Source organism: Streptomyces sp. NPDC020742, from assembly GCF_040641675.1.
GTDB lineage: Bacteria > Actinomycetota > Actinomycetes > Streptomycetales > Streptomycetaceae > Streptomyces.
The window spans coordinates 42724-66348 of the sequence record NZ_JBFAEA010000034.1 but is presented as its reverse complement, the minus strand read 5'-3'; the positions used below and the strand labels follow the sequence as shown (position 1 = coordinate 66348).

Annotated in this window: 20 protein-coding genes and 1 rRNA gene; 12 read left to right on the top strand and 9 right to left on the bottom strand. The window is 73.4% G+C overall.

Annotated elements, in window-relative coordinates; all coding sequences use genetic code 11:
* From rrf to AB0G84_RS33420, 3 genes are all read left to right on the top strand, one after another.
* Nucleotides 1-91 (top strand): 5S ribosomal RNA (rrf, locus tag AB0G84_RS33430); the annotation flags it as partial.
* A gap of 208 nt (nucleotides 92-299) precedes the next feature.
* On the top strand, nucleotides 300-1574 hold the full coding sequence (locus AB0G84_RS33425; RefSeq protein WP_361329463.1) for a hypothetical protein: 1275 nt from the start codon (nucleotides 300-302) through the stop codon (nucleotides 1572-1574).
* On the top strand, nucleotides 1514-2284 hold the full coding sequence (locus tag AB0G84_RS33420; protein ID WP_361329460.1) for a hypothetical protein: 771 nt from the start codon (nucleotides 1514-1516) through the stop codon (nucleotides 2282-2284). The genes AB0G84_RS33425 and AB0G84_RS33420 overlap by 61 nt, the downstream gene beginning before the upstream one ends.
* An 87-nt stretch (nucleotides 2285-2371) precedes the next feature.
* Here the strand turns inward: AB0G84_RS33420 and AB0G84_RS33415 are convergent, their stop codons facing one another.
* The 5 genes from AB0G84_RS33415 to AB0G84_RS33395 all read right to left on the bottom strand — a co-directional run bounded on the left by AB0G84_RS33415 (nucleotide 2372) and on the right by AB0G84_RS33395 (nucleotide 9143).
* The gene (locus AB0G84_RS33415) at nucleotides 2372-4180 is read right to left on the bottom strand and encodes an IucA/IucC family siderophore biosynthesis protein (RefSeq protein WP_361329448.1); all 1809 of its coding nucleotides are present in this window, start codon (nucleotides 4178-4180) and stop codon (nucleotides 2372-2374) included.
* A complete protein-coding gene (locus AB0G84_RS33410; protein WP_361329445.1) occupies nucleotides 4177-4746 on the bottom strand; it encodes a GNAT family N-acetyltransferase in 570 nt (189 codons plus the stop codon). Before AB0G84_RS33410 ends, AB0G84_RS33415 begins: the two co-directional genes overlap by 4 nt.
* Nucleotides 4743-6062 (bottom strand): lysine N(6)-hydroxylase/L-ornithine N(5)-oxygenase family protein, encoded by a 1320-nt coding sequence (locus AB0G84_RS33405; RefSeq protein ID WP_361329443.1) that lies wholly within the window; start codon nucleotides 6060-6062, stop codon nucleotides 4743-4745. Before AB0G84_RS33405 ends, AB0G84_RS33410 begins: the two co-directional genes overlap by 4 nt.
* Nucleotides 6063-6190: 128 nt before the next feature.
* Complete coding sequence (locus AB0G84_RS33400) at nucleotides 6191-7723, bottom strand: aspartate aminotransferase family protein (RefSeq protein WP_361329440.1); 1533 nt, start codon at nucleotides 7721-7723, stop codon at nucleotides 6191-6193.
* Between the two features lie 154 nt (nucleotides 7724-7877).
* On the bottom strand, nucleotides 7878-9143 hold the full coding sequence (locus AB0G84_RS33395) for a DUF1015 domain-containing protein (RefSeq protein ID WP_361329437.1): 1266 nt from the start codon (nucleotides 9141-9143) through the stop codon (nucleotides 7878-7880).
* Between the two features lie 197 nt (nucleotides 9144-9340).
* On the opposite strand from AB0G84_RS33395, the gene AB0G84_RS33390 reads away from it, so the two are divergent.
* On the top strand, nucleotides 9341-10366 hold the full coding sequence (locus AB0G84_RS33390) for an HAD-IIA family hydrolase (protein WP_361329434.1): 1026 nt from the start codon (nucleotides 9341-9343) through the stop codon (nucleotides 10364-10366).
* Nucleotides 10367-10680: 314 nt separating this feature from the next.
* Here AB0G84_RS33390 and AB0G84_RS33385 read toward each other — a convergent pair whose 3' ends face one another.
* Both AB0G84_RS33385 and AB0G84_RS33380 read right to left on the bottom strand, forming a co-directional pair.
* Nucleotides 10681-11571, bottom strand: a complete 891-nt coding sequence (locus tag AB0G84_RS33385; protein WP_361329431.1) for a siderophore-interacting protein — start codon at nucleotides 11569-11571, stop codon at nucleotides 10681-10683.
* 88 nt (nucleotides 11572-11659) lie between these two features.
* Nucleotides 11660-12688 (bottom strand): ABC transporter substrate-binding protein, encoded by a 1029-nt coding sequence (locus tag AB0G84_RS33380; RefSeq protein ID WP_361329428.1) that lies wholly within the window; start codon nucleotides 12686-12688, stop codon nucleotides 11660-11662.
* A gap of 61 nt (nucleotides 12689-12749) precedes the next feature.
* Here AB0G84_RS33380 and AB0G84_RS33375 point away from each other — a divergent pair, with 61 nt between their 5' ends.
* The 3 genes from AB0G84_RS33375 (at nucleotide 12750) to AB0G84_RS33365 (ending at nucleotide 15827) form a co-directional block, all read left to right on the top strand.
* Nucleotides 12750-13799 carry an iron chelate uptake ABC transporter family permease subunit gene (locus tag AB0G84_RS33375; protein ID WP_361329425.1) on the top strand — a complete coding sequence of 350 codons (1050 nt, stop codon included), beginning with the start codon at nucleotides 12750-12752 and terminating at the stop codon, nucleotides 13797-13799.
* Nucleotides 13796-14893, top strand: a complete 1098-nt coding sequence (locus tag AB0G84_RS33370) for an iron chelate uptake ABC transporter family permease subunit (RefSeq protein WP_361329422.1) — start codon at nucleotides 13796-13798, stop codon at nucleotides 14891-14893. Before AB0G84_RS33375 ends, AB0G84_RS33370 begins: the two co-directional genes overlap by 4 nt.
* Nucleotides 14894-14996: 103 nt before the next feature.
* The gene (locus AB0G84_RS33365; RefSeq protein ID WP_361329419.1) at nucleotides 14997-15827 is read left to right on the top strand and encodes an ABC transporter ATP-binding protein; all 831 of its coding nucleotides are present in this window, start codon (nucleotides 14997-14999) and stop codon (nucleotides 15825-15827) included.
* Here AB0G84_RS33365 and AB0G84_RS33360 read toward each other — a convergent pair.
* Nucleotides 15811-16158: a sterol-binding protein gene (locus AB0G84_RS33360; RefSeq protein WP_361329416.1), complete on the bottom strand. Its 348-nt coding sequence runs from the start codon at nucleotides 16156-16158 to the stop codon at nucleotides 15811-15813. The two genes, AB0G84_RS33365 and AB0G84_RS33360, sit on opposite strands and share 17 nt — an antisense overlap.
* Before the next feature lie 293 nt (nucleotides 16159-16451).
* Between AB0G84_RS33360 and AB0G84_RS33355 the strand changes: the two genes are divergently transcribed.
* The 3 genes from AB0G84_RS33355 to AB0G84_RS33345 are packed head-to-tail and all read left to right on the top strand — an operon-like array spanning nucleotide 16452 to nucleotide 18494.
* The gene (locus AB0G84_RS33355) at nucleotides 16452-16733 is read left to right on the top strand and encodes a hypothetical protein (protein ID WP_361329413.1); all 282 of its coding nucleotides are present in this window, start codon (nucleotides 16452-16454) and stop codon (nucleotides 16731-16733) included.
* Nucleotides 16734-16740: 7 nt separating this feature from the next.
* Complete coding sequence (locus AB0G84_RS33350; protein WP_361329410.1) at nucleotides 16741-17556, top strand: TlyA family RNA methyltransferase; 816 nt, start codon at nucleotides 16741-16743, stop codon at nucleotides 17554-17556.
* Nucleotides 17553-18494 (top strand): NAD kinase, encoded by a 942-nt coding sequence (locus AB0G84_RS33345; protein ID WP_361329407.1) that lies wholly within the window; start codon nucleotides 17553-17555, stop codon nucleotides 18492-18494. The genes AB0G84_RS33350 and AB0G84_RS33345 overlap by 4 nt, the downstream gene beginning before the upstream one ends.
* A 131-nt stretch (nucleotides 18495-18625) precedes the next feature.
* On the opposite strand, the gene AB0G84_RS33340 is transcribed toward AB0G84_RS33345, so the two are convergent.
* Nucleotides 18626-20146, bottom strand: coding sequence for a S41 family peptidase (locus tag AB0G84_RS33340; protein WP_361329404.1), 1521 nt, complete (start codon nucleotides 20144-20146; stop codon nucleotides 18626-18628).
* Nucleotides 20147-20446: 300 nt separating this feature from the next.
* Here AB0G84_RS33340 and recN point away from each other — a divergent pair, with 300 nt between their 5' ends.
* Both recN and AB0G84_RS33330 read left to right on the top strand, forming a co-directional pair.
* Nucleotides 20447-22183 carry a DNA repair protein RecN gene (gene recN / locus AB0G84_RS33335; protein ID WP_361329457.1) on the top strand — a complete coding sequence of 579 codons (1737 nt, stop codon included), beginning with the start codon at nucleotides 20447-20449 and terminating at the stop codon, nucleotides 22181-22183.
* A 198-nt stretch (nucleotides 22184-22381) separates the two neighbouring features.
* The gene (locus AB0G84_RS33330) at nucleotides 22382-23173 is read left to right on the top strand and encodes a hypothetical protein (protein ID WP_361329401.1); all 792 of its coding nucleotides are present in this window, start codon (nucleotides 22382-22384) and stop codon (nucleotides 23171-23173) included.
* Nucleotides 23174-23625 lie beyond the last annotated feature (452 nt).

Sequence of the window (23625 nt, the reverse complement as noted above, 5' to 3'; positions counted from 1 at the left end):
GCCCGGTTACATTCCGAACCCGGAAGCTAAGCCTTTCAGCGCCGATGGTACTGCAGGGGGGACCCTGTGGGAGAGTAGGACGCCGCCGAACAATCTTTCAGGACCCTTGGTCCCAGCGTTCATGCTGGGACCAAGGGTCCTTTTTGTTTTTGCCGAAGCGCGCCGACCTGATGGGTGCGCGAGAATGAATGCAGTACCGAAGACAGGAGTCACGTCGATGTCCACCAACTCTTCCGACGATCGTTCGGAGCGCCGGCCGCAGCGGCGCGACGACGGTGACCGCGGTGGTTTCCGGCGTGATGACCGGGGTGCCCGTGGCGCCAACCGCGGTGGTGACCGCGGTGGTGACCGCGGAGGTTACCGCCGAGATGACCGTCCGTCGGGTGGTGACCGTGGCGGGTTCCGCGGCGGCGACCGCCGGGACGACCGTGGCGGCGACCGCGGTGGCTTCCGTCGGGATGAGCGTCCGTCCGGTGGGGACCGTGGTGGGTTCCGTGGGGGCGACCGGCGGGATGAGCGCGGGGGCGACCGTGGTGGGTTCCGGCGGGATGACCGTTCGTCGGGCGGGGACCGTGGTGGTTTCCGTCGTGATGAGCGTGGGCCGCGTCGGGATGATGAGCGTGGTGGGTTCCGGCGGGATGAGCGGGGTGGGGATCGCCCTGGGTTCCGTCGGGATGAGCGTCCGTCCGGTGGGGACCGTGGTGGGTTCCGGGGCGGGGACCGGCGGGATGAGCGCGGGGGCGACCGTGGTGGGTTCCGGCGGGACGACCGTTCGTCGGGCGGGGACCGTGGTGGTTTCCGTCGTGATGAGCGTGGGCCGCGTCGGGATGACGACCGCGGTGGGTTCCGGCGGGATGAGCGGGGTGGGGATCGCCCTGGGTTCCGTCGGGACGAGCGTCCGTCCGGTGGTGATCGCGGTGGGTTCCGTGGGGGCGACCGGCGGGATGAGCGTGGCGGCGACCGTGGTGGTTTCCGGCGGGACGACCGTTCGTCGGGCGGGGACCGTGGTGGTTTCCGTCGTGATGAGCGTGGGCCGCGTCGGGACGATGAGCGTGGTGGGTTCCGGCGGGACGACCGTGGCGGTGACCGCGGTGGCTTCCGTCGGGACGAGCGTCCGTCTGGTGGGGACCGTGGTGGGTTCCGGGGCGGGGACCGGCGGGATGAGCGCGGGGGCGACCGTGGCGGTTTCCGGCGGGATGAGCGTGGGCCGCGTCGGGATGATGAGCGTGGTGGGTTCCGGCGGGACGACCGTGGCGGTGACCGCGGTGGCTTCCGTAGGGATGACCGTCCGTCCGGTGGGGACCGTGGTGGGTTCCGTGGGGGCGACCGGCGGGATGAGCGCGGGGGCGACCGCGGTGGGTTCCGTAGGGACGACCGGGGGCCGCGGCGGGATGACCGTGGTGGGTTCCGGCGGGATGACGAGCGGGGCGGGCGTCGGCCGTACGGCGGTGGCCGTGGCCGGGACGACCGCCGGGACGACCGCCGGGACCGGGACCGGGAGCCGATCAAGCGGCTGCCGCTGCCGGAGGACGTCACCGGTGAGGAGATCGACAAGGACGTGCGGCAGGAGCTGATGAGCCTGCCGAAGACGCTCGCCGACGATGTCGCCAAGAACCTGGTGATGGTCGCCCGGCTGCTGGACGAGGACCCGGAGAAGGCCTACGGCTACTCGCGGGTGGCGCTGCGGCTGGCGTCCAGGGTCGCCGCGGTCCGTGAGGCCGCGGGCTTCGCGGCGTACGCGGTCGGCAAGTACAGCGAGGCGCTGGCGGAGTTCCGGGCGGCCCGGCGGATGACCGGCAGCGTGGAGCTGTGGCCCGTCATGGCGGACTGCGAGCGCGGTCTGGGCCGGCCGGAGAAGGCGCTGGCGATGGCCGGTGAGCCCGAGGTGCAGAAGCTCGACAAGGCCGGGCAGGTCGAGATGCGGCTGGTCGCGGCCGGTGCCCGCCGGGACATGGGGCAGTCGGACGCCGCGGTGGTGACGCTGCAGAGCCCGGAGCTGGCGTCCAGCGCCGTCCACCCGTGGACCGCGCGGCTGCGGTACGCGTACGCGGATGCGCTGCTGGCGGTCGGGCGCGAGGACGAGGCGCGCGACTGGTTCGCCAAGGCGCTGGAGGCCGACCAGGGCGGCACGACGGACGCCTCGGACCGGCTGGCGGAGCTGGACGGCGTGGAGTTCACCGATGTGCTGGAGGAGTCCGGCGAGGCGGCGGACGGCCAGGCGGACCAGGCCGACGAGGCCGACGAGGCCGGTACCGACTCGGGTGAGGAGCCCGGCAAGGGCTGAGCGCCTCCGGTGAGCGCATGGTGAAGGGCGGGATCCCGTACGGGGTCCCGCCCTTCGTCATGGTGGGGGGGAAGGCCAGGCGGTGTTTCAGGCAGTGGGTGTGTAGGGGGCGAGGGGGTTGCGGAGGGTGCCGATGAGCTGGAGGGCGCCCGCGGGGTCCTGGAGGTCGACCATCTGCCGGTTGTTGCGCAGCTGGAGCCGGTTGAGGCAGGAGAGCGCGAACTCCTCGGTGAACAGGTCGTACTGGGCGAACTTGTCGGCGAGCTGGGGGTGCGCCTTCTGGTAGTCGGTGACGCACTCGGCGACCGTCCGCCAGAAGGCGTCCTCGTCGAGGACACCGAGGTCGGCGAGGATGCCGGAGAGGAACCGGAAGAAGCAGTCGAAGACGTCGGTGAAGACGGAGAGGAGCTTCTTTTCCTCGGGGACGTCGGCGCGGATGCGTTCGACCGCGGGGGGCAGGACCGCGTGCGGGTCCATGACGGCGATCTCTTCGGCGATGTCCTTGAAGAGGACGCGGGCCACGGCGCCGTCCTCCAGGACCAGGATGGCGTTCTCGCCGTGCGGCATGAAGACCAGGTCGTAGGCGTAGAAGGAGTGCAGGACCGGGGTGAGGTAGCCGTCCAGATAGCGGCGGAGCCAGACGTCCGGGTCCAGGCCGGACTCCTCGATCAGCGCGGCGGCGAAGGAGCCGCCCTCATCGTCGGTGTGCAGCAGTGCGGCCATGGTCGCCAGGCGCCGGCCCGGCTCCAGGGTGGGGACGGGGCTCTCGCGCCACAGGGCGGCCAGCATCTTGAGGTACGGGGAGCCCTTGTCGGTGGCGGCCTCGTACTGGCGGTGGTGGTAGCCGATCGCGGCGCGCTCGCGGATGATCGAGAAGCCGGCGTCCCGGAAGGTGTCGTCGGCGTCGATCAGGCGGGCCAGCCAGTCGTTGATGGCCGGGGTGGCCGCCATGTACGAGGCCGACAGACCGCGCATAAAGCCCATGTTGAGGACCGAGAGCGCCGTTTTGACGTAGTGCTTGGCGGGGTCGGTGGCGTTGAAGAAGGTGCGGATGGACTGCTGGGCGAGGTGGTCGTCGTCACCGGGGCCCAGGCACACCAGGCGCCGCTGGGCGACCTCGGCGGCGAAGGTGACGGAGAGCTTGTTCCACCACTGCCAGGGGTGGGTGGGCAGGAAGTAGTAGTCGTCGGGGTCGAGGCCGAGGGCGGTGAGGGTGGCGGTGAAGCGGCTGCGGGTGTCCTCGGAGAGCTCGTCGCGGATGAGGGTGTCGTAGTCGAGGCCGCTGCCGGCGGTGAAGGTGGCGTGGTCGCGGCGGGCGGCGAGCCAGAGCAGCTTCAGGGGGCTGGCCGTCTCGGGGGCGTAGGCGTGGTACTCATGGATGCCAAAGCCGAGGCGGCCGTTGTTGGCGACGAAGCAGGGGTGGCCCTCGGTCATGCCGGTCTCGACGGCCTGGAAGCCGGACGCGGCGAGCTCGGCGGCGGTGGGGCGCTCGGCGGCCAGTTTGTAGGCGGTGCCGGAGAGGGTGGAGCTGATCTCCTCCAGGTAGACCGGGAGGATCTCCTCGCCGAGGCTCAGGGTATCCCGGAGCTCGATGAAGAACTCCAGGGCGTCCAGGGGGAGTTCGGTGCCGCCGCGGTGCCGGGTGATGCTGTCGGCGTCGACCTGCCAGTGGTCGAGGGCGCGTCTGCGGGCGGTGAAGCGGTAGGCGGTGCAGCCGTCGTCACTGCGTACCGCGAAGTGGCCGTCCTGTGGCTGCGGTTCGGGGATGAGCAGCCGTTCGTGGGCGAACTCGGCGAGGGCCTTGCGGATCAGCAGGCGGTTGGCGCGGGCCCACCGGGCGGGGGTGAGGTGGGCGACGGCGTCCTGGGCGGTAGGCCGGGTGCCGGCGGCGGTCATCGGTGCTCTCCTCGGGTGGCCAGGAACTGGTCGCGGGTGCAGGTGCTGAGGTAGGCGTCTTTGGAGGGCAGCGAGACGGTGCGCAGGACCTCGAAGCCGACGGCCTTGTTGAGGGTGTGGACGGCGGTGTTGCGGGCGTCCGGTTCGACGACGACGCGCCGGTGGGCGGGGTTGGCGAAGAGTGCCGCCATGACGGTGCTGAGCACGGCGAGGGTGAAGCCGTGGACGGGGGTGTCGGTGGGGGCGCACAGGAAGTGCATGCCGACGTCGCCCGGCTCGGCGTGGTGGATGCCGACCAGTTCGCGGTGGGCCGGGTCGTAGTGCTCCATCAGGAAGGCTGGGGTGCCGTTGTGCAGGCCCAGGTACGCGTGGTGGTGGGGGTCGGCGGCGATCCGGGTGAACTCCTTCTCGACGGCGTCGAGGTCGCAGCCCTGCATCAGCCAGAAGACGGCCTTGGGGTGGGTGACCCAGGAGTGCAGCAGCGCGGCGTCGGCGGCGGGGTCCACGGGCCGCAGGGAGAACTCCCCCAGCGTGGGGTCGGTGCGGGTGAAGAGGGTGGTGCTCATGCGGGTATCTCCGTGGGGTGGTGCCGGCCGGCCGGTGCGGCGAACTCCTGGAAGGCGATGGCTTTCTCGACCGGGTAGTACTCGTGGCCCAGCAGCTCGCGGATGAGGCAGGAGTTGCGGTACGCGGCCATACCGAGGTCGGGGGTGACGAAGCCGTGGGTGTGCAGCTCGGCGTTCTGCACGAAGATGCCGTGGCCGGTGGTGTCGATGCTGTAGTTGCGGGCCACGTCGTAGCGGCCGGCGTCGTCCCAGGCGATCCGGTCGTGGACCGGGGCGAGGAAGTCCGGTACGCGGTAGCGGTAGCCGGTGGCGAGGATCAGGCCCTGGGTGTCCAGGGAGAAGTCGATGCCCTGCTCTTCCTGGCGCAGGCCGAGGGTGTAGGTGCCGGAGGTCCCGTCGTAACGTGCCGTGCTGAGCGCGGTGTTGGTGAGCAGGCGGGTGGGGACCGGGCCGGCCAGGTTCTTCTGGTAGAGCAGGTCGTAGATGTCGTTGATCAGGGCGGAGTCGATGCCCTTGTAGAGGTGCTTCTGGGTGGCGTTGAGGCGGTCCCGGGTGGCCGGGGGGAGGGCGTGGAAGTAGTCCACGTACTCCGGGGAGGTCATCTCCAGCGTGAGCTTGGTGTATTCGAGGGGGAAGAAGCGCGGGGAGCGGGTGGCCCAGGTCAGGTGGTAGCCGTGGCTGTCGATGTCTGTCAGGAGGTCGAAGTAGATCTCGGCCGCGCTCTGGCCGCTGCCGACCAGGGTGATCGACTCCTTGGCCTGGAGGGTCTCCTTGGCGTCCAGGTAGTCGGCGTTGTGCAGCAGGTCGCCGCCCAGGCCGCGGCAGGCGTCGGGGATGTGCGGCGGGGTGCCGGTGCCCAGGACGAGCTTGCGGGCGCGGAAGGTGTGGCGCTCGCCGGCGGGGAGGTGCTCGGCGTGTACGACGTAGAGCTCCTCGCGCTCGTCGTACTCGACGGTGGTGACGCGGTGGGCGAAGCGGACGGACCGCAGCTTGCCGGCCGCCCAGCGGCAGTAGTCGTTGAACTCGGAGCGCAGCGGATAGAAGCTCTCGCGGATGTAGAACGCGTAGATCCGCCCGGACTCCTTGAGGTAGTTCAGGAACGAGAACGGGGAGGCGGGGTCGGCGAGGGTGACCAGGTCGGCCATGAAGGGCACCTGGAGGTGGCTGCTCTCCAGCATCATGCCGGGGTGCCAGTCGAAGGACGGCTTGTCGTCCAGGAAGAGCCCGTGGAGTCCGTCGATCGGCTCGGTCAGGCAGGCCAGGCCCAGGTTGAAGGGGCCCAGGCCGATGGCGAGGAAGTCATAAGGGGCGGACACAGGGGTCTCCGGGGTTCGGCTCAGGGGAGGTGAGGGGCGCGGCTCGGGGCGCGGTGCGCAGGGCGCGTTCTCGGCGGGGCGCGTTCGCGGCGGGGCGCGTCGGGCGCGCTGCGGGCGGCGGGCCCGGGTCAGCCGGCGCTGAGCGCCGGCCGGGGCTGCGCGGCGAGGAAGCTGCCGGCGTGCTCGGCGATCAGGTCGAGGACGGTGGCGATGTCCTCCAGCGTGGTCTCCGGGTTGAGCAGGGTGAACTTGAGGTAGTGGCGGCCGTCGACGGTGGTGCCCGCGACGATCGCGTCGCCGGAGGCGAACAGGGCGTCCCGGGCATGCAGGTTGACCCGGTCGGCGAGCTCGGGGTCGCTTGCTCCGGTGGGGAGGTAGCGGAAGACCAGGGTGCTCAGCTGTGGTGCGACCACGACGTCGAAGCGGGGGTCGTCGTGGAGGAGCGCAAAGGCCTCCGCGGCGCGGTCGATGACCTCGTCGAAGAGTGCGCCGACGGCCCCGGCGCCCATGATGCGCAGGGTGAGCCACAGTTTGAGGGCGTCGAAGCGGCGGGTGGTCTGGATCGACTTGTCGACCTGGTTGGGGATGCGCCTTTCGGCCATCCGGCGCGGGTTGAGGTAGTCCGCGTGGTACGTCACATGCCGGAGCGTGGACCGGTCGCGGACCAGCACGGCGCTCGAACTGACCGGCTGGAAGAAGGACTTGTGGTAGTCGACGGTCACCGAGTCGGCGTGCTCGATGCCGTCCAGCAGCTCCCGGCGGCGGGAGGCCAGCAGCCCGCAGCCGTACGCGGCGTCGACGTGCATCCAGGCGCCGTAGCGGTCGCACAGCTCGGCGGTCTCCGGCAGCGGGTCGATGGAGCCGAAGTCGGTGGTGCCGGCGGTGGCGACCACGGCCATGGGTATCAGCCCGTCGCGCTGGCAGCGGGCCAGGGCGTCGGCGAGGGCGTCGGTGCGCATCCGCTTGCGGTCGTCGGTGGGGACGGTGAGGACGGCCTCCGCGCCCAGGCCGAGCAGGGTGGCGGCCTTGCGGATGCTGAAGTGGCTGCACTCGGAGGTGAGGATGCGCAGCCGGGGCAGGACGTCGGTCAGCCGGGCCTGCGCCGGGGCGTCCGGGCGGGTCGGTTCGCGTCGGCAGGCTTCGTCCCGGGCGAGCAGCATGGCCTGGAGGTTGGACTGGCTGCCGCCGCTGGTGAAGATGCCGTCGGCCGCCTCGCCGAAGCCGATCCGGCCGGCCGTCCAGTCGATCAGCCGGCGCTCGATGAGCGTGCCGCCGATGCTCTGGTCCCAGGTGTCCAGCGAGGAGTTGACGGCGGAGAGCACGGCCTCGCCGATGAGGGCGGGGATCACCACGGGGCAGTTGAGGTGCGCGAGGTAGCGGGGGTGGTGGAAGTAGACGGCGTCGCGCAGGTAGACCTCTTCGAGCTCGTCGAGCGCCGCGGTCGCGTCGTGCAGCGGGGTGTCGAGGTCGACGCCGTCGACGGTGGGGGCCAGGCCGTCGACGGAGACGCCGGTGAACGGGCGGGTGGTACCGGCGATTTTGGCGCTGACCCGTGCGACGGAGTCGGTGACCGCGCTGCGGTAGCTCTGGGCGGTGCCGTTGTTGAGCAGATACATCCGGCTGTCGGCCGGGTCCTCGGCGGAGTGCGCGAGGAGAGTCATGAAGGTGTCCTCCCTGGTGCGGAGTTGACCACGTCCTGCGCAGGGCGGGGCGTACGCAGGGGCAGGGAGACCCACCCGGCGACGTAGTGAGGTAAGCCTAACCTAACTTCGCCGGGTGGGATGGGGGTGCCGCGTGCGGTGCGCGGACCGTGTGTCAGTGGTGCGGGTCCTCCAGGGTGCGCAGGACGAGGCCGGTGGCCGGCTTGGGGCCGAAGGACGTGGACTTGCGCGGCATCGTCACCCCGCACTCGGCGAGCTGACGGACCGTCTCCTCCGAGGTGGCGCGCATCAGTACGGCCGTCCCGCCGTTCCGGGCGGCGTGCTCCACGGCGGCCTTGGCGTGGTGCAAGTAGCTGATGTCGGACGGGTGGTCGGGGATCCGCCAGACCTCGTCCAGCAGCGCGGAGTGCAGCACCGTGGCGTCCAGTCGCCGCCAGGCCTCCGGGCGGTCCCGCCGGATCGTACGGTCCAGCAGCTCCGGGTCGGGGCGGTCCAGGAGGTGGAAGGAGTCCCGGCCGCCGGCCAGGACGAAGGCGGTGCCCGGCGTCTCCTCCAGGGCCGTCAGGGCGGCGGACAGCCCGCCCGGGAGCGCACGGGCGCGGAAGGCACCCGCCACATCGGCCAGCGCCGTGGCGAGCGGCAGATGCGGCAGCACCCGGTGGATCGCCCGGACCTGAAGCGGGTGGCGCGCGGTGTCGACCAGCAGCACCAGGCCGGACGCCCACGGCGAGGCGGCGGTGGCGCCGGGCTGCTGCTCGTACAGCCGCTGGTAGGTCGCCCAGCGGTGGTGGCCGTCGGCGATCAGGGCCTGCCGGCGGGAGAGGTCGTCGTCGATGGTCGCGAGGTCGGCGGGGTCGGTGACCGCCCACAGCCGGTGGGTGAAGCCGTCCTCGGTGGTCGTGGCGAGCAGCGGATCGTCCGCCACCACCCGCTCGATCACCGCGGTGGCGCCGCCCGCGCCGTTCCGGCCACGGTAGGAGAGCAGCAGCGGCTCGAAGTTGGCCGCGGCGGCGCGCATCAGGGCCGCCCGGTCCGCGACGACCTCGGGGATCACGTCCTCGTGCGGCAGCACCGGCCCGTCCAGGCGCAGCGCGCCGATCAGCCCGCGCTGCAGCACCTCACCGGAGCGCTGCTCGTAGACGTACAGCGCGGGCTCGGGGTCCTGCCGCAGTACGCCCTCGGTGCGCCAGTGGTGGAGGGTCTCGGCGGCCTGGCGGTGCCGGGTGGTGGGGTCGGCCGCGTGCGGCAGGATCAGCCGGACGATGTTGTACGGATCGGCGGTCTCCAGATGACGCACGCCCTCCGGCCGGACCACCACGTCGTACGGCGGTGAGGTCACGGCGGTCAGGCTGCTGACCCGGTCCGGGGCGTAGCGCAGGCCACGGAACGGGAGGAGGCGAAGGCCGTCGGTACTGGTCATTGAAGAATGCTATGCCGCCGGGCCGATGAGGGAAGATCGGGGGACAGCCGGAAAATGGCCGGAAACCGCGGTGTGCGCGCGGTGGCGAACAGCAAGCCCCGGCGGTGCGCTGCGTGCGCCCGTAAGGTGCGCCGCGGAACCTTCGTGCGGAACTCCGTACGAAACCGGAGGCCCTGGAAAGTGAGGAGCGAAACGGCATGAACGAGCAGGTGCGCGGACGGCCCGACGGGAGCCACCGCCCGCTGGGCGAGGCGTACGACACCGCGCTGCTGGACCTGGACGGCGTCGTCTACGCCGGTGGACAGGCCATCGCGCATGCCGTGGAGTCGCTGACCGCCGCGCGGGACGGCGGGATGCATCTGGCGTACGTCACCAACAACGCCGCCCGGACCCCGCAGACCGTCGCCGACCAGCTGACCGGGTTCGGGCTGCCGACCGGTGCGGACGATGTGATCACCTCGGCGCAGGCGGTGGCCCGGCTGATCGCCGAGCAGGTGCCGGCGGGCGCACCGGTGCTGGTCGTCGGGGGTGAGGGACTGGTGGTGGCGCTGCGCGAGCGGGGCCTGCTGCCGGTGTTCTCGGCGGACGCCGCTCCGGCGGCGGTGGTGCAGGGGTTCGACCCCACGCTGGACTGGGGGCGGCTGGCGGAGGCCGCGTACGCGGTGCAGCGCGGGGTGCCGTGGTTCGCGTCCAACACCGACCTGACGATCCCCAAGGAGCGCGGAATCGCCCCCGGCAACGGCGCGTTGGTGGAGGTGGTGCGGACCGCGGCGGGCGGCGCACCGCAGGTGGCCGGCAAGCCGCTGCCGCCGATGCACCGCGAGACGGTGCTGCGCACCGGGGCCCGTCGGCCGCTGGTGGTCGGGGACCGGCTCGACACGGACATCGAGGGCGCCTACAACGGCGAGGTCGACTCGCTCCTGGTGCTCACCGGCGTCACCACCCCCGCCGCGCTGCTCGCCGCCCCGCCGCAGCACCGCCCGACGTATGTGGACGCCGACCTGCGCGGGCTGCTGGCACCGCAGCCGGAGGTCACCGCGGACGGCGGCGGCTTCCGGTGCGGCGGCTGGCGGGCTGAGGCGGCCGGGGGCTCCTTCACGGTGGACGGCCGGGGCACCCCGCTGGACGGGCTGCGGGCGTTGTGCGCGGCGGCCTGGACGGCGGCGGGCGAGGGCAGTTGCGGCGCGGACGCGGGGAAGGCGCTGGCGCGGATCGGGATGTGAGGGGCGGCGCGTCCGGTGGGGCCCGTGGGACCTGTGGGACCGGCGCGTCCGGTGGGGCCCGCCCGTGGGAGCTGTGGGACCGGTGCGTCCGGTGGGGCCGTCATCTTCGGCGGGGTGGGCGCGACCGGTGGGACCCGTGGGGCGGTGAAACCAGCACGTCCGGCGGGACGGGCGCGAGTGGCCGGACCGGCGCGGCGGTGTCCTGCCGGCCGGCCGGGCGCCGGTGTGCTTCCGGGTGCCGGCCGGCCTCCGGGACGCGGTGCCGCACGGCGAGGGACGGTACGGCGGCGGAGGAGGGTACGGCGGCGGACGGTTCAGTCCTTGTCGTTCGTGGCCGTACCGGCGGTCAGCTCCGCGAGCAGGTCCTCCTCGGTGGCGCCGCGCCGCCAGTAGCCGGTGAACTTGACGGCCCTGCGGTCGAATCCGCGCTCGCGGACCAGGTGCCGGCGCACCGCCTTGACGGTGCCGGACTCCCCGGCGATCCAGGCGTACGGAGTGCCCTCGGGGAGGTCGGCGGCGCGCAGCGCGTCGAGCACCGGCTCGTGGTCCGCCGTGGCAGCCGGGTCCCGGACCAGCCAGGTGATCTCGGCGTCCGCGAAGGTCGGCAGCTGCTGCCGGTCGTCCTCGTGCCCGACCTCGATCCAGACCTCGGCCCGGGTGCCGGGGGAGAGCCAGGCCAGGATGCCGCCGATCGCGGGCAGCGCCGTCTCGTCGCCGGTGATCAGGATCCAGTCGGTGCCGGCCGGCGGGCGGAAGTCGACGCCGCCGTTGTCCTCGACGGCCGGGGCGAGCACGGTCAGCCGGTCGCCGGGCCGGGCCCGGGCCGCCCAGCGGGAGGCCGGGCCGCCGCTCAGTACGGCGGCTTCCGGGTCGGCGCCGTGCAGGGCGAAGTCGACGTCGAACTCCCCTGAGGCGGGGCGCTGTTCGCGCAGGGTGTAGGAGCGCATCACCGCGCGCTCGGCCGGGTCCTGGGCCCGCCAGGCGGTGTACCACCCGTCGCTGGTGTCGTGGAAGACCGGCCGGTCCTGGTGGGGCTGCGGGAGGAAGAGCTTGAAGCGCTGGTCACGACCGCCGGACACCAGCTCGGTCAGCCGTTCGCCGCCGAAGGTGATCCGCACCATGGACGGGCCGAGCCGCCGGGAGCGGACGACGTGGACCTCGAAGAAGCGGTACGGGGCGGTGGCGGGGGCGACGGTCGCGGTCATACGGGAGACCTCCCGGGACGGTGGTGGGGGCGGGGTGCCGTGGTGCGGCGCGAGGGCTCACGCCGCGCCACGGCCGGTGCGTCGTGGGTCAGTTGACCTTCTTGGCCTTCTCGATCGCCTCGGCCAGCGACTCGATGAGCGGGGCGGCGCCCGCGTAGGAGAAGCGCGGCTCGCTCGACCAGGGGGTGAGCTGGCCGGCCTTGACGGCGGGCAGCTTCGCCCAGGAGGGCTTGGCGGCCAGGTCCTTGGGCTGGAGGGTGGCGGTCCGGTTGTCCAGCAGGAGCACATCGGCCGGGTACTTGTCGGCGTTCTCCCAGCTCAGGCTCTCGAAGTAGCCGCCCTTGTCCAGGTGGTCGGGGACGATCAGGTCCACGCCGAGGGACTTGTAGTACATGAGGTCGGCGTTGATGCCGGGGTTGGAGGCGTAGAAGAGGTCGGCGCTGCCGGAGCAGGCGAGCACCTTGACGGGGTGGGCCTTGGCGGCCTTGCGCAGCCGCGCGGAGGCCTGCTCGAAGCGGGTCTTGGCGTCGGTGACCTGCTTGGCCTTCAGGTCGGCACCGAGCGACCGCGCCAGCTCGGCGTAGCGCTCGATGATCGTGACCAGGGACACCCGCGAGGAGGTGAGGGCCACCGACTTGGCCAGCTTGGTGATCTTGTCCTTGCTGTCGTCCGGGACGAACCACAGCGCACCCGGCTCGTACATGTTGGTGACCAGCAGGTCGGGGCGCAGCCCGGCGTACTTCTCGACGTTGAACTGGCCGTAGGCGTTGCCGATGAGGGTGACCTTGCTGATGTCGAGGTCGCCGGCCTGCGGATCGGGCTTGCCGTTCTTCAGCTTGGTGGGACCGAAGACGCCGACTATCTGGTCGTCGATCCCGAAGTCGTGCAGGGCGGCCGCGGTGCCGGTGAAGGCGACGATCCGCTGGGGCGTTCTCTCCAGGGAGACCTTCTGCTTGCGGTCGTCGGTGAAGGACCACGGGCCGCCCTTGGCACCGCCGTTGGCGCCCGCCGCGCCCTTGTCCCCGCCGCAGGCGGCGAGCAGGGCACCGATGCCGAGGGCGCCGCCCGCGGCCAGGACGCCGCGACGGGACGGGGAAACGCTGCGGGAGGTGCTCATGTGGGTGCGCTTCTCTCTGGGAGTCTGCGAGTTGATGTGAGGATAGGCTAACCTAACCGACGTGTTGGTTGACAGTCCCTCCGAAGCACCAGCGGCCCCGGCCTCCGCGGCACCCCGGCGGCGCCAGGTCCTCCGCTCCGCGGGGCTGGTCGCCTCCGTGGCTGTGCTGGCCGTCGTCGCCGTCCTCGGCATCGCCGTCGGCGCCAAACAGATCCCCCTCGACCAGGTGTGGCACGGGGTGTTCCACTACTCCGGCAACGACACCGACGTGGTCGTCCACGACCTCCGCATCCCGCGCACCCTGCTCGGACTGATCGTCGGCGCCGCCCTGGGGCTGGCCGGCACGGTCATGCAGGCCCTGACCCGGAACCCCCTGGCGGACCCCGGCCTCCTGGGCATCAACGCCGGCGCCTCGGCCGCCGTCGTCTCCGCCATCAGCTTCCTCGGCGTCACCTCGCTGACCGGCTATGTGTGGTTCGCCTTCGCCGGCGCCGCGCTCGTCTCGGTCGCGGTGTACGTCCTCGGCGGCGTCCGCAGCGCCACGCCCGTCCGGCTGGCCCTCGCCGGTACCGCGCTGACCGCCGTCCTGATCGGCTACATCAACGCGGTCAATCTGTTGGACTCGGCGGCGCTGGACCGGATGCGCTTTTGGACGGTCGGTTCGCTGGCCTCCGCCACCCTGCCGACGGTCACGCAGATCGCCCCGTTCCTCGCCGTCGGCGCGGTGCTCGCGCTGCTGCTCGCCCGCCCGCTGAACGCCGTCGCCCTCGGCGACGACCAGGCGCGGGCCCTGGGCACCCGGCTGACCCGCACCCGCGTGCTGGCGATGCTCGCGGTCACCCTGCTGTGCGGCGGGGCCACCGCGGCGTGCGGCCCGATCGTCTACGTCGGCTTGATGGTTCCGCACGCCGTACGCGCCCTCACCGGGCCCGACCTGCGCTGGATCCTGCCGTACTCCGCGGTGCTCTCGCCGGTCCTGCTGCTCGGCGCTGACATCCTCGGCCGGGTCGTGGCCCGGCCCGGCGAGCTGCAGGTCGGCATCGTCACGGCCGTCGTCGGCGGCCCGGTCTTCATCTTTCTCGTCCGTCGTCGGAGGATGGCCCAGCTGTGAGTACGACCGTGAACCCCCGCAGGCCGCAACGGACCGGGGTGCTGCGTACCAAGGGCGGTCTCTCGCTGCGCCTGGACGTCCGCGCCGTCGTCGCCGGGTTGCTGCTGGTGGCCGTGGCGCTGGCCGCCGCCGTCGCGCTGATCGGCTCCGGCGACTACCCGATGACGCCGGACGAGGTCATCGGCGCGCTGACCGGCGGCGGCGATGCCGGGCAGCAGTTCATCGTGCAGGAGCTGCGGCTGCCGCGGGTCTTGGTGGGCCTGCTGGTCGGCGCCGCGTTCGGCACCGCCGGCGCGGTCTTCCAGACCGTGCTGCGCAACCCGCTGGGCAGCCCGGACGTCCTGGGGTTCGCCCAGGGCTCCTCCGTCGGCGCGCTGGTGGCCATCGTCTACTTCCAGGCCGGCACCGTCGCGGTGGCAGCCGGCGCGGTCGTCGGCGGGGTCGCCACCGGCCTGGCCATCTTCCTCCTCGCCTGGAAGCGCGGCGTCCACGGCTACCGCTTCGTGCTCGTCGGCATCGGGGCCGGCGCCATGCTCTATGCGCTGGTGCTCTACCTGATGACCAAGGCCAACATCGTCGAGGCGACCCGGGCCACCACCTGGATGACCGGTTCCCTCAACGGCCGTGACTGGGACCAGGTATGGCCGCTGGCCGCGGTCTGCGCCGTCTGCCTCCCGGTGGTCCTGCTGCACGGACGGCCGCTGCGCATGCTGGAGATGGGCGACGACGCCGCCCACGCGCTGGGCGTACGGGTCGGCCGGGTCCGCGTCGTGGCCCTGCTGGCCGCGGTGGTGCTGGTCGCCTCCGCCACCGCGGCGGCCGGGCCGATCTCCTTCGTCGCGCTCACCGCACCCCAGCTGGCCCGGCGGCTGAACGTGCCCCGCTTCCGCAAGGGCGCGCAGGGCGGCCCCCTGCCCGGCCCCAACCTGGTGCTCTCCGCCCTGATGGGAGCCGTCCTGCTGGTGGCCGCGGACTGGGCCTCCCAGCGGTTGTTCGGCGCCGACCAGCTGCCGGTGGGCGTGCTGACCGGCGTCCTGGGCGGCGGCTACCTGCTCTGGCTGCTGGCCACCGAGCGGAAGGCGGGACGGGTGTGAGAGCGGACCGCGGCGGCGGCCGGCCGGTGCGCCGCGACCGCCCGGCACCGGTCGGGCCCGTACCGGGCAACAGCAGCACCACCACAACCCCAGGAGTTCCCCAGTGAGCCGCCTTACGGCCGAGAACGTCACGCTCGCCTACGACCAGCGGGTCATCGCCGAGAACCTCTCGGTCGCCATTCCCGACCACTCCTTCACCGTCATCGTGGGCCCCAACGCCTGCGGGAAGTCCACCCTGCTGCGCGCCCTGTCACGGATGCTGAAGCCGGCCCGGGGCTCGGTGCTGCTGGACGGCGCCGCGATCACCTCGCTCCCGGCCAAGAAGGTCGCCCGGACGCTGGGGCTGCTGCCGCAGTCCTCGGTCGCCCCGGACGGGATCACGGTCGCCGACCTCGTGGCGCGGGGCCGCTATCCGCACCAGGGGCTGCTGCGGCAGTGGTCGGCCGAGGACGAGCGGATCGTCCAGGAGTCGATGGCCGCGACCGGCGTCGCCGAGCTGGCCGACCGCTATGTCGACGAGCTCTCCGGAGGGCAGCGGCAGCGGGTGTGGATCGCGATGGCGCTGGCCCAGCAGACGCCGCTGTTCCTCCTCGACGAGCCCACCACCTACCTGGACATCCAGCACCAGATCGAGGTGCTGGACCTCTGCGCCGAGCTGCACGAGGAGCAGGGCCGCACGCTCGTCGCCGTGCTGCACGACCTCAACCACGCCGCCCGCTACGCCACCCACCTCATCGCCATGAAGGGCGGCGAGATCATCGCCGAGGGCGCGCCGGGCGAGATCGTCACCGCGGAGCTGGTGGAACGCGTCTTCGGACTGCGCTGCCAGATCATCGACGACCCGGAGACCGGGACGCCGCTGGTGGTGCCGGCGGCGCGTACGGCGCGCGGCGGCCGGCGGGCGCCGGAGCGGGCGGCTACAGCAGCGACCTGAGACGCAGCAGGTCGCGCAGACCGGCCTCCAGCTTGACGCGACCGCTGCCCCAGGCCCTGGCGAAGTTCAGCCGGCCGTCGACCAGTGCGACCAGATCGTCGCCCGCCATGGCCAGTCTGATCTCGGCCTTGTCCGGCGGTGGTCCGGGCACGCTGGTCACGCTCTGGAGGGTGCCGTCGGCCAGCCGCCCGAGGAAGGTCACATCGAGATCGGTGATCCGGCAGCTGAGCGAGCGGTCGAGGGCGGCGGCGCTGCGTACGCCGCCGTCGGCCGCGGAGAGGTTCTGGGCCAGCCGGTCGAGCGCGGCACGGCACTGGTCGAGAGTTGCCATCGCGACCGACGATACGCCAGGTCGGGGGCGGCTCGTTCGCCCGTGGCCCGGTCCGCCGGGGTAGCGTCGGGGGCATGGAAGAGCCGATGTCCGGCCCGGAGCCGGAGGCGACCGGGGACACCGCGGACCGTGCGGGGGCCACCGCAGACGCCGGGGCGGGGGAGAGCGTCGGAGCCCTGCCGGCCGAGCCCGTGTGGTCCGGGGAGTGTGGGGAGTCCGGGGAGTCTAGGAGGCGTGGCGAGCCCGGGGCGGCCGGGGACGATGCGGAACCCGGTTCCTCTGGGGAGTCCCCCGTGTACGCCGAGCCCGGTGCATCCGGGGAGTCGCCCGCGTACGGAGAGCCGGCCGCGCCCGAGGAAGGGCCGCAGCCGCTCGGGGTGGGCGTGACGCCCACCGGACAGCCCGCCGTCGACGCCGCGCTGCGGCGGCTCGCCGACGCCGACCACCTCCCGTCGAGCGGACACCTCCCCGTGTACGAGGATGTGCACCGGGGGCTGCGCGATGTGCTGGCCGGTCTCGACCAGCACGCCGGGCCGCCCGCCCCGTCCCCGACGAAGCACGACAACAGGAGCTGAACCACAGGTGGCAGGAGTGGCACGACGCCGACTCGACGCGGAGCTGGTGCGCCGCAAGCTGGCCCGTTCGCGCGAGCACGCCAGCCAGCTGATCGCCGCGGGCCGGGTGACCGTCGCCGGCGCGACCGCGACCAAGCCGGCCACCCAGGTGGAGACCAGCGCCGCCCTGGTCGTCCGCGCCGACGAGACCGACCCCGACTACGTCTCGCGCGGCGGCCACAAGCTCGCCGGCGCCCTCGCCGCCTTCGTCCCGCGCGGCCTGGAGGTCGACGGCCGGCGGGCCCTGGACGCGGGCGCCTCGACCGGCGGCTTCACCGATGTGCTGCTGCGGGCCGGTGCCGGTCATGTCGTCGCCGTCGACGTCGGATACGGACAGCTCGCCTGGTCGCTGCAGAGCGATGAGCGGGTCACGGTGAAGGACCGCACCAACGTACGTGAGTTGACGCTGGAGCAGATCGACGGGCAGCCCGTCGACCTGATCGTCGGCGATCTTTCCTTCATCCCGCTCGGGCTCGTGCTGCCGGCGCTGGCCGGCTGCGCGGCGCCGGACGCGGACCTGGTGTTGATGGTCAAGCCGCAGTTCGAGGTCGGCAAGGAACGGCTGGGCAGCGGCGGGGTGGTGCGCAGTGCGGAGCTGCGGGCCGAGGCCGTGCGCACCGTCGCGAGCCGGGCGGCGGAGCTGGGACTTGGCGTACTTGGAGTAGTTGCGAGCCCGCTGCCTGGACCTTCCGGGAATGTCGAGTACTTTCTGTGGCTGCGCGCCGGGGCGCCTGCACTCGACCCGGCGGATGTCGACCGTGCAGTGGCGGAGGGGCCTCGTTGACCACTACCCAGGCAGTTGAAGACAGCGCAGCATCCGACAACACCGGAGCCGGGCGGACGGTGTTCCTGCTCGCCCACACCGGCCGCCCCGCGGCCATCCGCAGCGCCGAACTCGTCGTCCAGGGGCTGTTGCGCTCCGGCATCGGGGTGCGGGTGCTGGCGGAGGAGGCCGCGGACCTGCCGCTGCCGCCGGCCGTCCAGCGCGTCGAGTCCGAGCAGTGCGCCGCCGAGGGCTGCGAACTCCTGGTGGTCCTGGGCGGTGACGGCACGCTGCTGCGCGGTGCGGACTTCGCCCGGACGTCCGGCGTCCCGATGCTCGGCGTCAACCTCGGCCGGGTCGGCTTCCTCGCCGAGGCCGAACGCGACGACCTCGACAAGGTGGTCGACCGGGTCGTCACCCGTGCCTACGAGGTCGAGGAGCGGATGACGCTCGACGTCCTCGTCCGCAACAACGGCAATGTCGTGCACACCGACTGGGCCCTCAACGAGGCGTCGGTGGAGAAGGCCGCGCGGGAGCGGATGTTGGAGGTCGTCACCGAGGTCGACGGCCGCCCGGTCTCGCGCTTCGGCGGTGACGGCGTGGTCTGTGCCACGCCCACCGGATCGACCGCCTACGCCTTCTCGGCCGGCGGCCCGGTCGTCTGGCCCGAGGTCGAGGCGCTGTTGATGGTGCCGATCAGCGCCCATGCCCTCTTCGCCAAGCCGCTGGTCACCTCGCCGCGCTCCGTCCTGGCGGTCGAGGTACAGCCCGAGACCCCGCACGGCGTGCTGTGGTGCGACGGCCGCCGCAGTGTCGAACTCCCCGCCGGCGCCCGCGTCGAGGTGCGCCGCGGCGCCGTCCCGGTACGCCTGGCCCGGCTGCACCATGCCTCCTTCACGGACCGTTTGGTCGCCAAGTTCGCCCTGCCGGTGGCGGGCTGGCGGGGGGCGCCGCAGTAGTCCGCCCGATGGGGACGGCCCGGGGCGGGCGGACTGCCTGACCCGTGGGGACCGCGGGGCCGTCCGGGGCCGCCCGGGCCGGCCTCCGCGGCACCTCCCGCCCAGGCCCCGGTGCCCCGGGACGCCTCCGGTCAGTCGTCCTTGGAGGCCCCGCGCGCAAGGAGCTGCCGGGCGCGGGCGAGGGCGGAGTCGCGCCGGCCGGCGAGCTCCTCCTCGGTGAAGACGGGGGTGGCGACGGCCGGGGGTATGCCGGTGCCGTCGAAGGTGCGGCCGTCGGCCGTGCAGAACTCCTCGTTGGGCAGGCCGAAGGTCCAGCCATTGGGCAGGGAGCGGCCCAGTACGTCGGAGAAGACGCCCTGGGTGGGCTCGCCGATGCGGACCGGTGCGGGGGAGCGGCCCATCAAGGACTGGGTGAAGGTCTCGCCCGCACTGATCGTCAGCCGTCCGGTGAGCACCGCGACCGGGCCGGTGTAGACCGGGCCCCGGTGCGGCCGGACCCGTAGCGGCTGCGGCGTGGTGAACCTGCCGGGATCGCGGGGGTCGTTCCGCGCCCGTTTGCGGTACGCGAGGTAGGGGCGGCCGGTGAGCCGGGAGGCGATGCGCAGGCCGAGGGGGTCCGCACCGCCGCCGTTCAGCCGGACGTCGACGATCAGGCCGCGCAGCGCCCCCGGGCCGTGGGTGCGGGCCCGGGTGAACACCGCGTCGAGGGCCCGGTCGAGCGCGGCGACATCACCGGCGTAGTCGCCCTTGGCGGTGTAGCCGGCGAACTGGGTGACCCTGAAGTAGCCGATGCGGCCGGGCAGATCGGCGTAGCTCAGCCGGCCCCGGGCCCAGCGCCGCTGGACGGTGCCGGCACCGAGCCCGGTGGCGATCGCCCGGTCGACCCGGGCCGTGAAATCCGGGGTGGGCAGTACCGTGCCGGGGCGCATACCGGCGAACCACTGCTGCGGGCTCGCCACGACCCGGGTGTGGGCATCGTGCAGCGGCTCGATCATCTCGCGCAGCACGGCGAAGAGCTCGTCATCGGTGGTCCGGGCCGTGATGCGGGGCCGGTAGCGGTCGCGGACCGCCGTCCAGTCGGTCTTCTTCGCGCGGAAGAAGGGGTAGTTCTCGGCGAAGGTCTGCCAGAAGACGTCGAACACGGCCCTGGGGTCGCGCGCGGGGCGCTGTGTGCAGCGTCGGGGCAGCGCCCCGATACGGCGCAGGGCCCGTACGCCGAGGTTGTCCTCGATGGTCAGCTGGGCGCGGCCGGCGCCGGCCGGGGCGACGGTGACCGGGGCCGAGCCGGGCACCGTGAACCGGCTCCGGCCGTGCGGATCCGGGGCGCCGGCCCGGGTGCCCCGGAGGGAGCCGGGCAGGCAGCTGACGGCGGTGGTCTCATAGCTGCGCAGGGCGCGCCCCTCAAGGGTGACGAGGGTGCCGTAGCCGTCCATCCGCCAGACGCCGTCCAGCGCGGCGCCGCGGCCGCCCGGGGCCCCGGCCGTTGCGGGGAGGGCGGTGCCGGGGCCCGCACCGGGGCGGCCGCCCGGGCGATCCGCGCGGGCCGGTCCGGCGCAGGCGGTGAGGGCGGCGAAGGCCGTGACCGCGGCCAGCAGCCGGGCCGTGCCGCGGGGCCGGCGGCGATGCCGTGGGCCGGTGACGGGGTCGTTCATGGCGTTACCTCGGGATGGGGTCGGGCCACGTCCAGGGTCTGCGGGGCGTGGCGGCGTGGGCTGCAGAGGCGTAGTGGCGCAGCGGGGCGAGAGCGCAGCGCCGCACGCGCCGATCCGCTGGACATGAGCACACCTTTCGTTCCGTTCCGTGACCAGCGTGACGGCCGAGCGTGATCACTCACCATGAGGAATTCCTCCGAGGTGCGGTGGGGTTTTCCTCAGTACCGCGGTGCGAGGGAGGGGGGAGGCCGTCGCGGGGCGGCCCCAAGACCTCGTAAGGTCTTATCCGTGTTGGAGGAGATGCGGATCCGGTCCCTGGGTGTCATTGATGACGCCGTCGTCGAGCTGTCCCCCGGCTTCACCGCGGTGACCGGCGAGACCGGCGCGGGCAAGACCATGGTCGTCACCAGCCTCGGCCTGCTGCTCGGCGGGCGCGCTGACCCCGCCCTCGTGCGGATCGGCGCCAAATCGGCGGTCGTGGAAGGCCGGATCAGCGTCGGCCCCCAGGCGCCCGCCGCGATACGGGCCGAGGAGGCCGGCGCAGAGCTGGACGACGGCGCCCTCCTGATCAGTCGTACCCTCTCCGCCGAGGGCCGTTCCCGCGCCCACGTGGGCGGCCGGTCCGTACCGGTCGGCCTGCTGGGTGAGTTGGCGGACGACCTGGTCGCGGTGCACGGCCAGACCGACCAACAGGGCCTGCTGCGGCCGGCCCGCCAGCGCCAGGCCCTGGACCGCTACGCCGGGGACGCGGTCGCCGTGCCGCTTGCCAAGTACACCGCCGCCCACCGCCGGCTGCGCGCCGTCGCCGCCGACCTGGAGGAGCTGACCACCCGGGCCCGTGAGCGCGCGCAGGAAGCGGATCTGCTGCGCTTCGGCCTCGACGAGATCGCGGCCGTCGAGCCGCTGCCCGGTGAGGACACCGAACTCGCCGCCGAGGCCGAGCGGCTCGGGCACGCCGAGGCGCTGGCCTCCGCCGCGACCGCCGCGCACGCCGCGCTGGCCGGCAACCCCGAGGACCCCGAGGGCGTCGAGGCCACCACGCTGCTCGCCGGTGCGCACCGGGCACTGGAGGCCGTGCGCAGCCACGACCAGGAGCTGTCCGCGCTCGCCGACCGGCTCGGCGAGATCGGCATCCTGATGGCGGACGTGGCCGGCGAGCTGGCCAGTTACGCCGACGGCCTGGACGCCGACCCGCTGCGGCTGGCGGCCGTCGAGGAGCGCCGGGCCGCCCTGAACCAGCTCACCCGCAAGTACGGCGCGGACATCGCGGCCGTCCTGGCGTGGTCCGAGCAGAGCGCCGCCCGGCTCGCCGAACTGGACGGCGACGACGACCGGATCGGCGAGCTCACCGACGAACGGGACGCGCTGCGCACCGAACTCGGCGAGCTGGCGCAGGAGCTCACCGACGCCCGCACGGCCTCGGCCCAGCGGTTCGCCGACGCGGTCACCGCCGAACTCGCCGAACTGGCCATGCCGCACGCCCGGGTGAGCGTCGAGATCCGCCAGACCGAGGTCGCCGACGACGTCGACGACGTCGACGGCATCGAGGTCGGTGGCCGCGCCGTCGCCTACGGACCGTACGGCGCCGACGAGGTGGAGCTGCTGCTGGCACCGCACCCGGGCGCCCCGCCCCGGCCGATCGCCAAGGGGGCGTCCGGTGGTGAGCTGTCCCGGGTGATGCTCGCCGTGGAGGTGGTCTTCGCCGGCTCCGACCCGGTGCCGACGTACCTCTTCGACGAGGTCGACGCCGGCGTCGGCGGCAAGGCGGCGGTCGAGGTCGGCCGGCGGCTGGCCCGCCTGGCGAAGTCGGCGCAGGTGGTGGTCGTCACCCACCTCCCGCAGGTCGCGGCCTTTGCGGACCGGCAGCTGCTGGTGGCGAAGACGAACGACGGCTCGGTCACCCGGAGCGGCGTGACGGTCCTGGAGGGCGAGGAGCGGGTCCGCGAGCTCTCCCGGATGCTGGCCGGCCAGGAGGACTCCGAAACGGCCCGGGCACACGCCGAGGAGCTGCTGGAGACGGCGCGGCGGGGGAGCTGAGGGCTGGCCCGTAGGACGCCTCCTTGGGATCTTCGTGGGCTCGAAGATCCCAAAGAAACTTTCCCAGCCGTCGGGCCGACGCCGTGTGGCACGCGCTGCCGGCCGGGCCCGCGGGGGAGGGGGCAAGGTCACCGAGGGGGACCGCGCCCCGGACAACAGAGAGTCGAGCGTGGCGGAGTGCCAGGCAAGGGGAGCGACATGGTGACGGCGGGAGACAACGGAGTGCGGGGCCGGATCACGGCGCTGCTCGGGGCGGCAGCGGCGACCCGTGCCGCCTACCAGGTGCTGCGGAAGCGGCCGCCGGGCGGCGCCGCCCGCTGGGAGCGCAAGAACTACGCCGGCCGCACCGTGCACCTGCACGCCGGGCTCGCGACGACCGCCGGCACCGCACTGGCCGCCGCGACCACTCCGGGCCTGCCCGCCCGCGCCCGTGCCGCGTCCGCACTGGCCGTACTGGCCGCCGGCGGCTGCGGGGCGTACGACGACGCCGTCGGCGCCGATGACTCCCGCCGCGGATTCCGGGCACACCTCTCCGCGCTGCGGCAGCGGGAGGTCACCAGCGGTGCGGTGAAGCTGTTCGGGATCGGCGCCGCCGGGCTGGTGGCCGGTGCCCTGGTGAAGGAGCGCCCGGCCGATCGGCTGCTGGCGGGCGTGGTCATCGCCGGCTCGGCGCACCTGGTGAACCTCCTCGACGTCCGGCCGGGGCGGGCGGCCGGTGCCGTGCTGGCCCTCGGGGCGCCCGGCCTGCTGCGGAACGGCCCCTCGGGAGCGCTGGCCGCCGCGCCCATGGGGGCCGCGGCCGCCGTCGTCGCCGAGGACGTCGGGGAGCGCACCATGCTCGGCGACGCCGGGGCGCATGCGCTCGGCGCGGCCCTGGGGCTCGCCGTGGTGACGGCGAACGGGCGCGGTGGACTGGCCGCCCACGCCGCGGGACTGATCGCCGCGGCGGCCGTCGGGGACCGTGTGACCCGGGCGGCAGCGGCGCTCTGACGTCATGGGCGGCCCGTTGCGCCGTCACGGGGCGACCGCTACGGGGAGGAGGGGCGGGACCGGCGGGAGGCGCGGCCGTGCGCGATGCCGTTCCACGCCGGCGAGCGGCGCCACGGCGCACCTCGCCCCGCGGCGCACCATGCCCCGCGGCGCACCTTGCCCCGCGGCGCACCTTGCCCCGCGGCGCACCTTGCCCCGCGGCGCACCTTGCCCCGCGGCGCACCATGCCCCGCGCGCACTGCGCCCCGCCCGGGCCATGCGCGCCGTCTCCTCCCCGCGCCCGTTCCACGACAGGGAGCGGACCCCGCGCGCCCCGCCTGCCCGTTCGCGCGGCCCACGTCCGTTACGCGCGACTCCGCGCCCCTCCCGTATGCCCTTGATCCGGACAAAAACGGATGCGCCCCGGACAACCGCGTGCGCGCCCTATGTCGTGGTGGCGGGCGTGCTCCGGG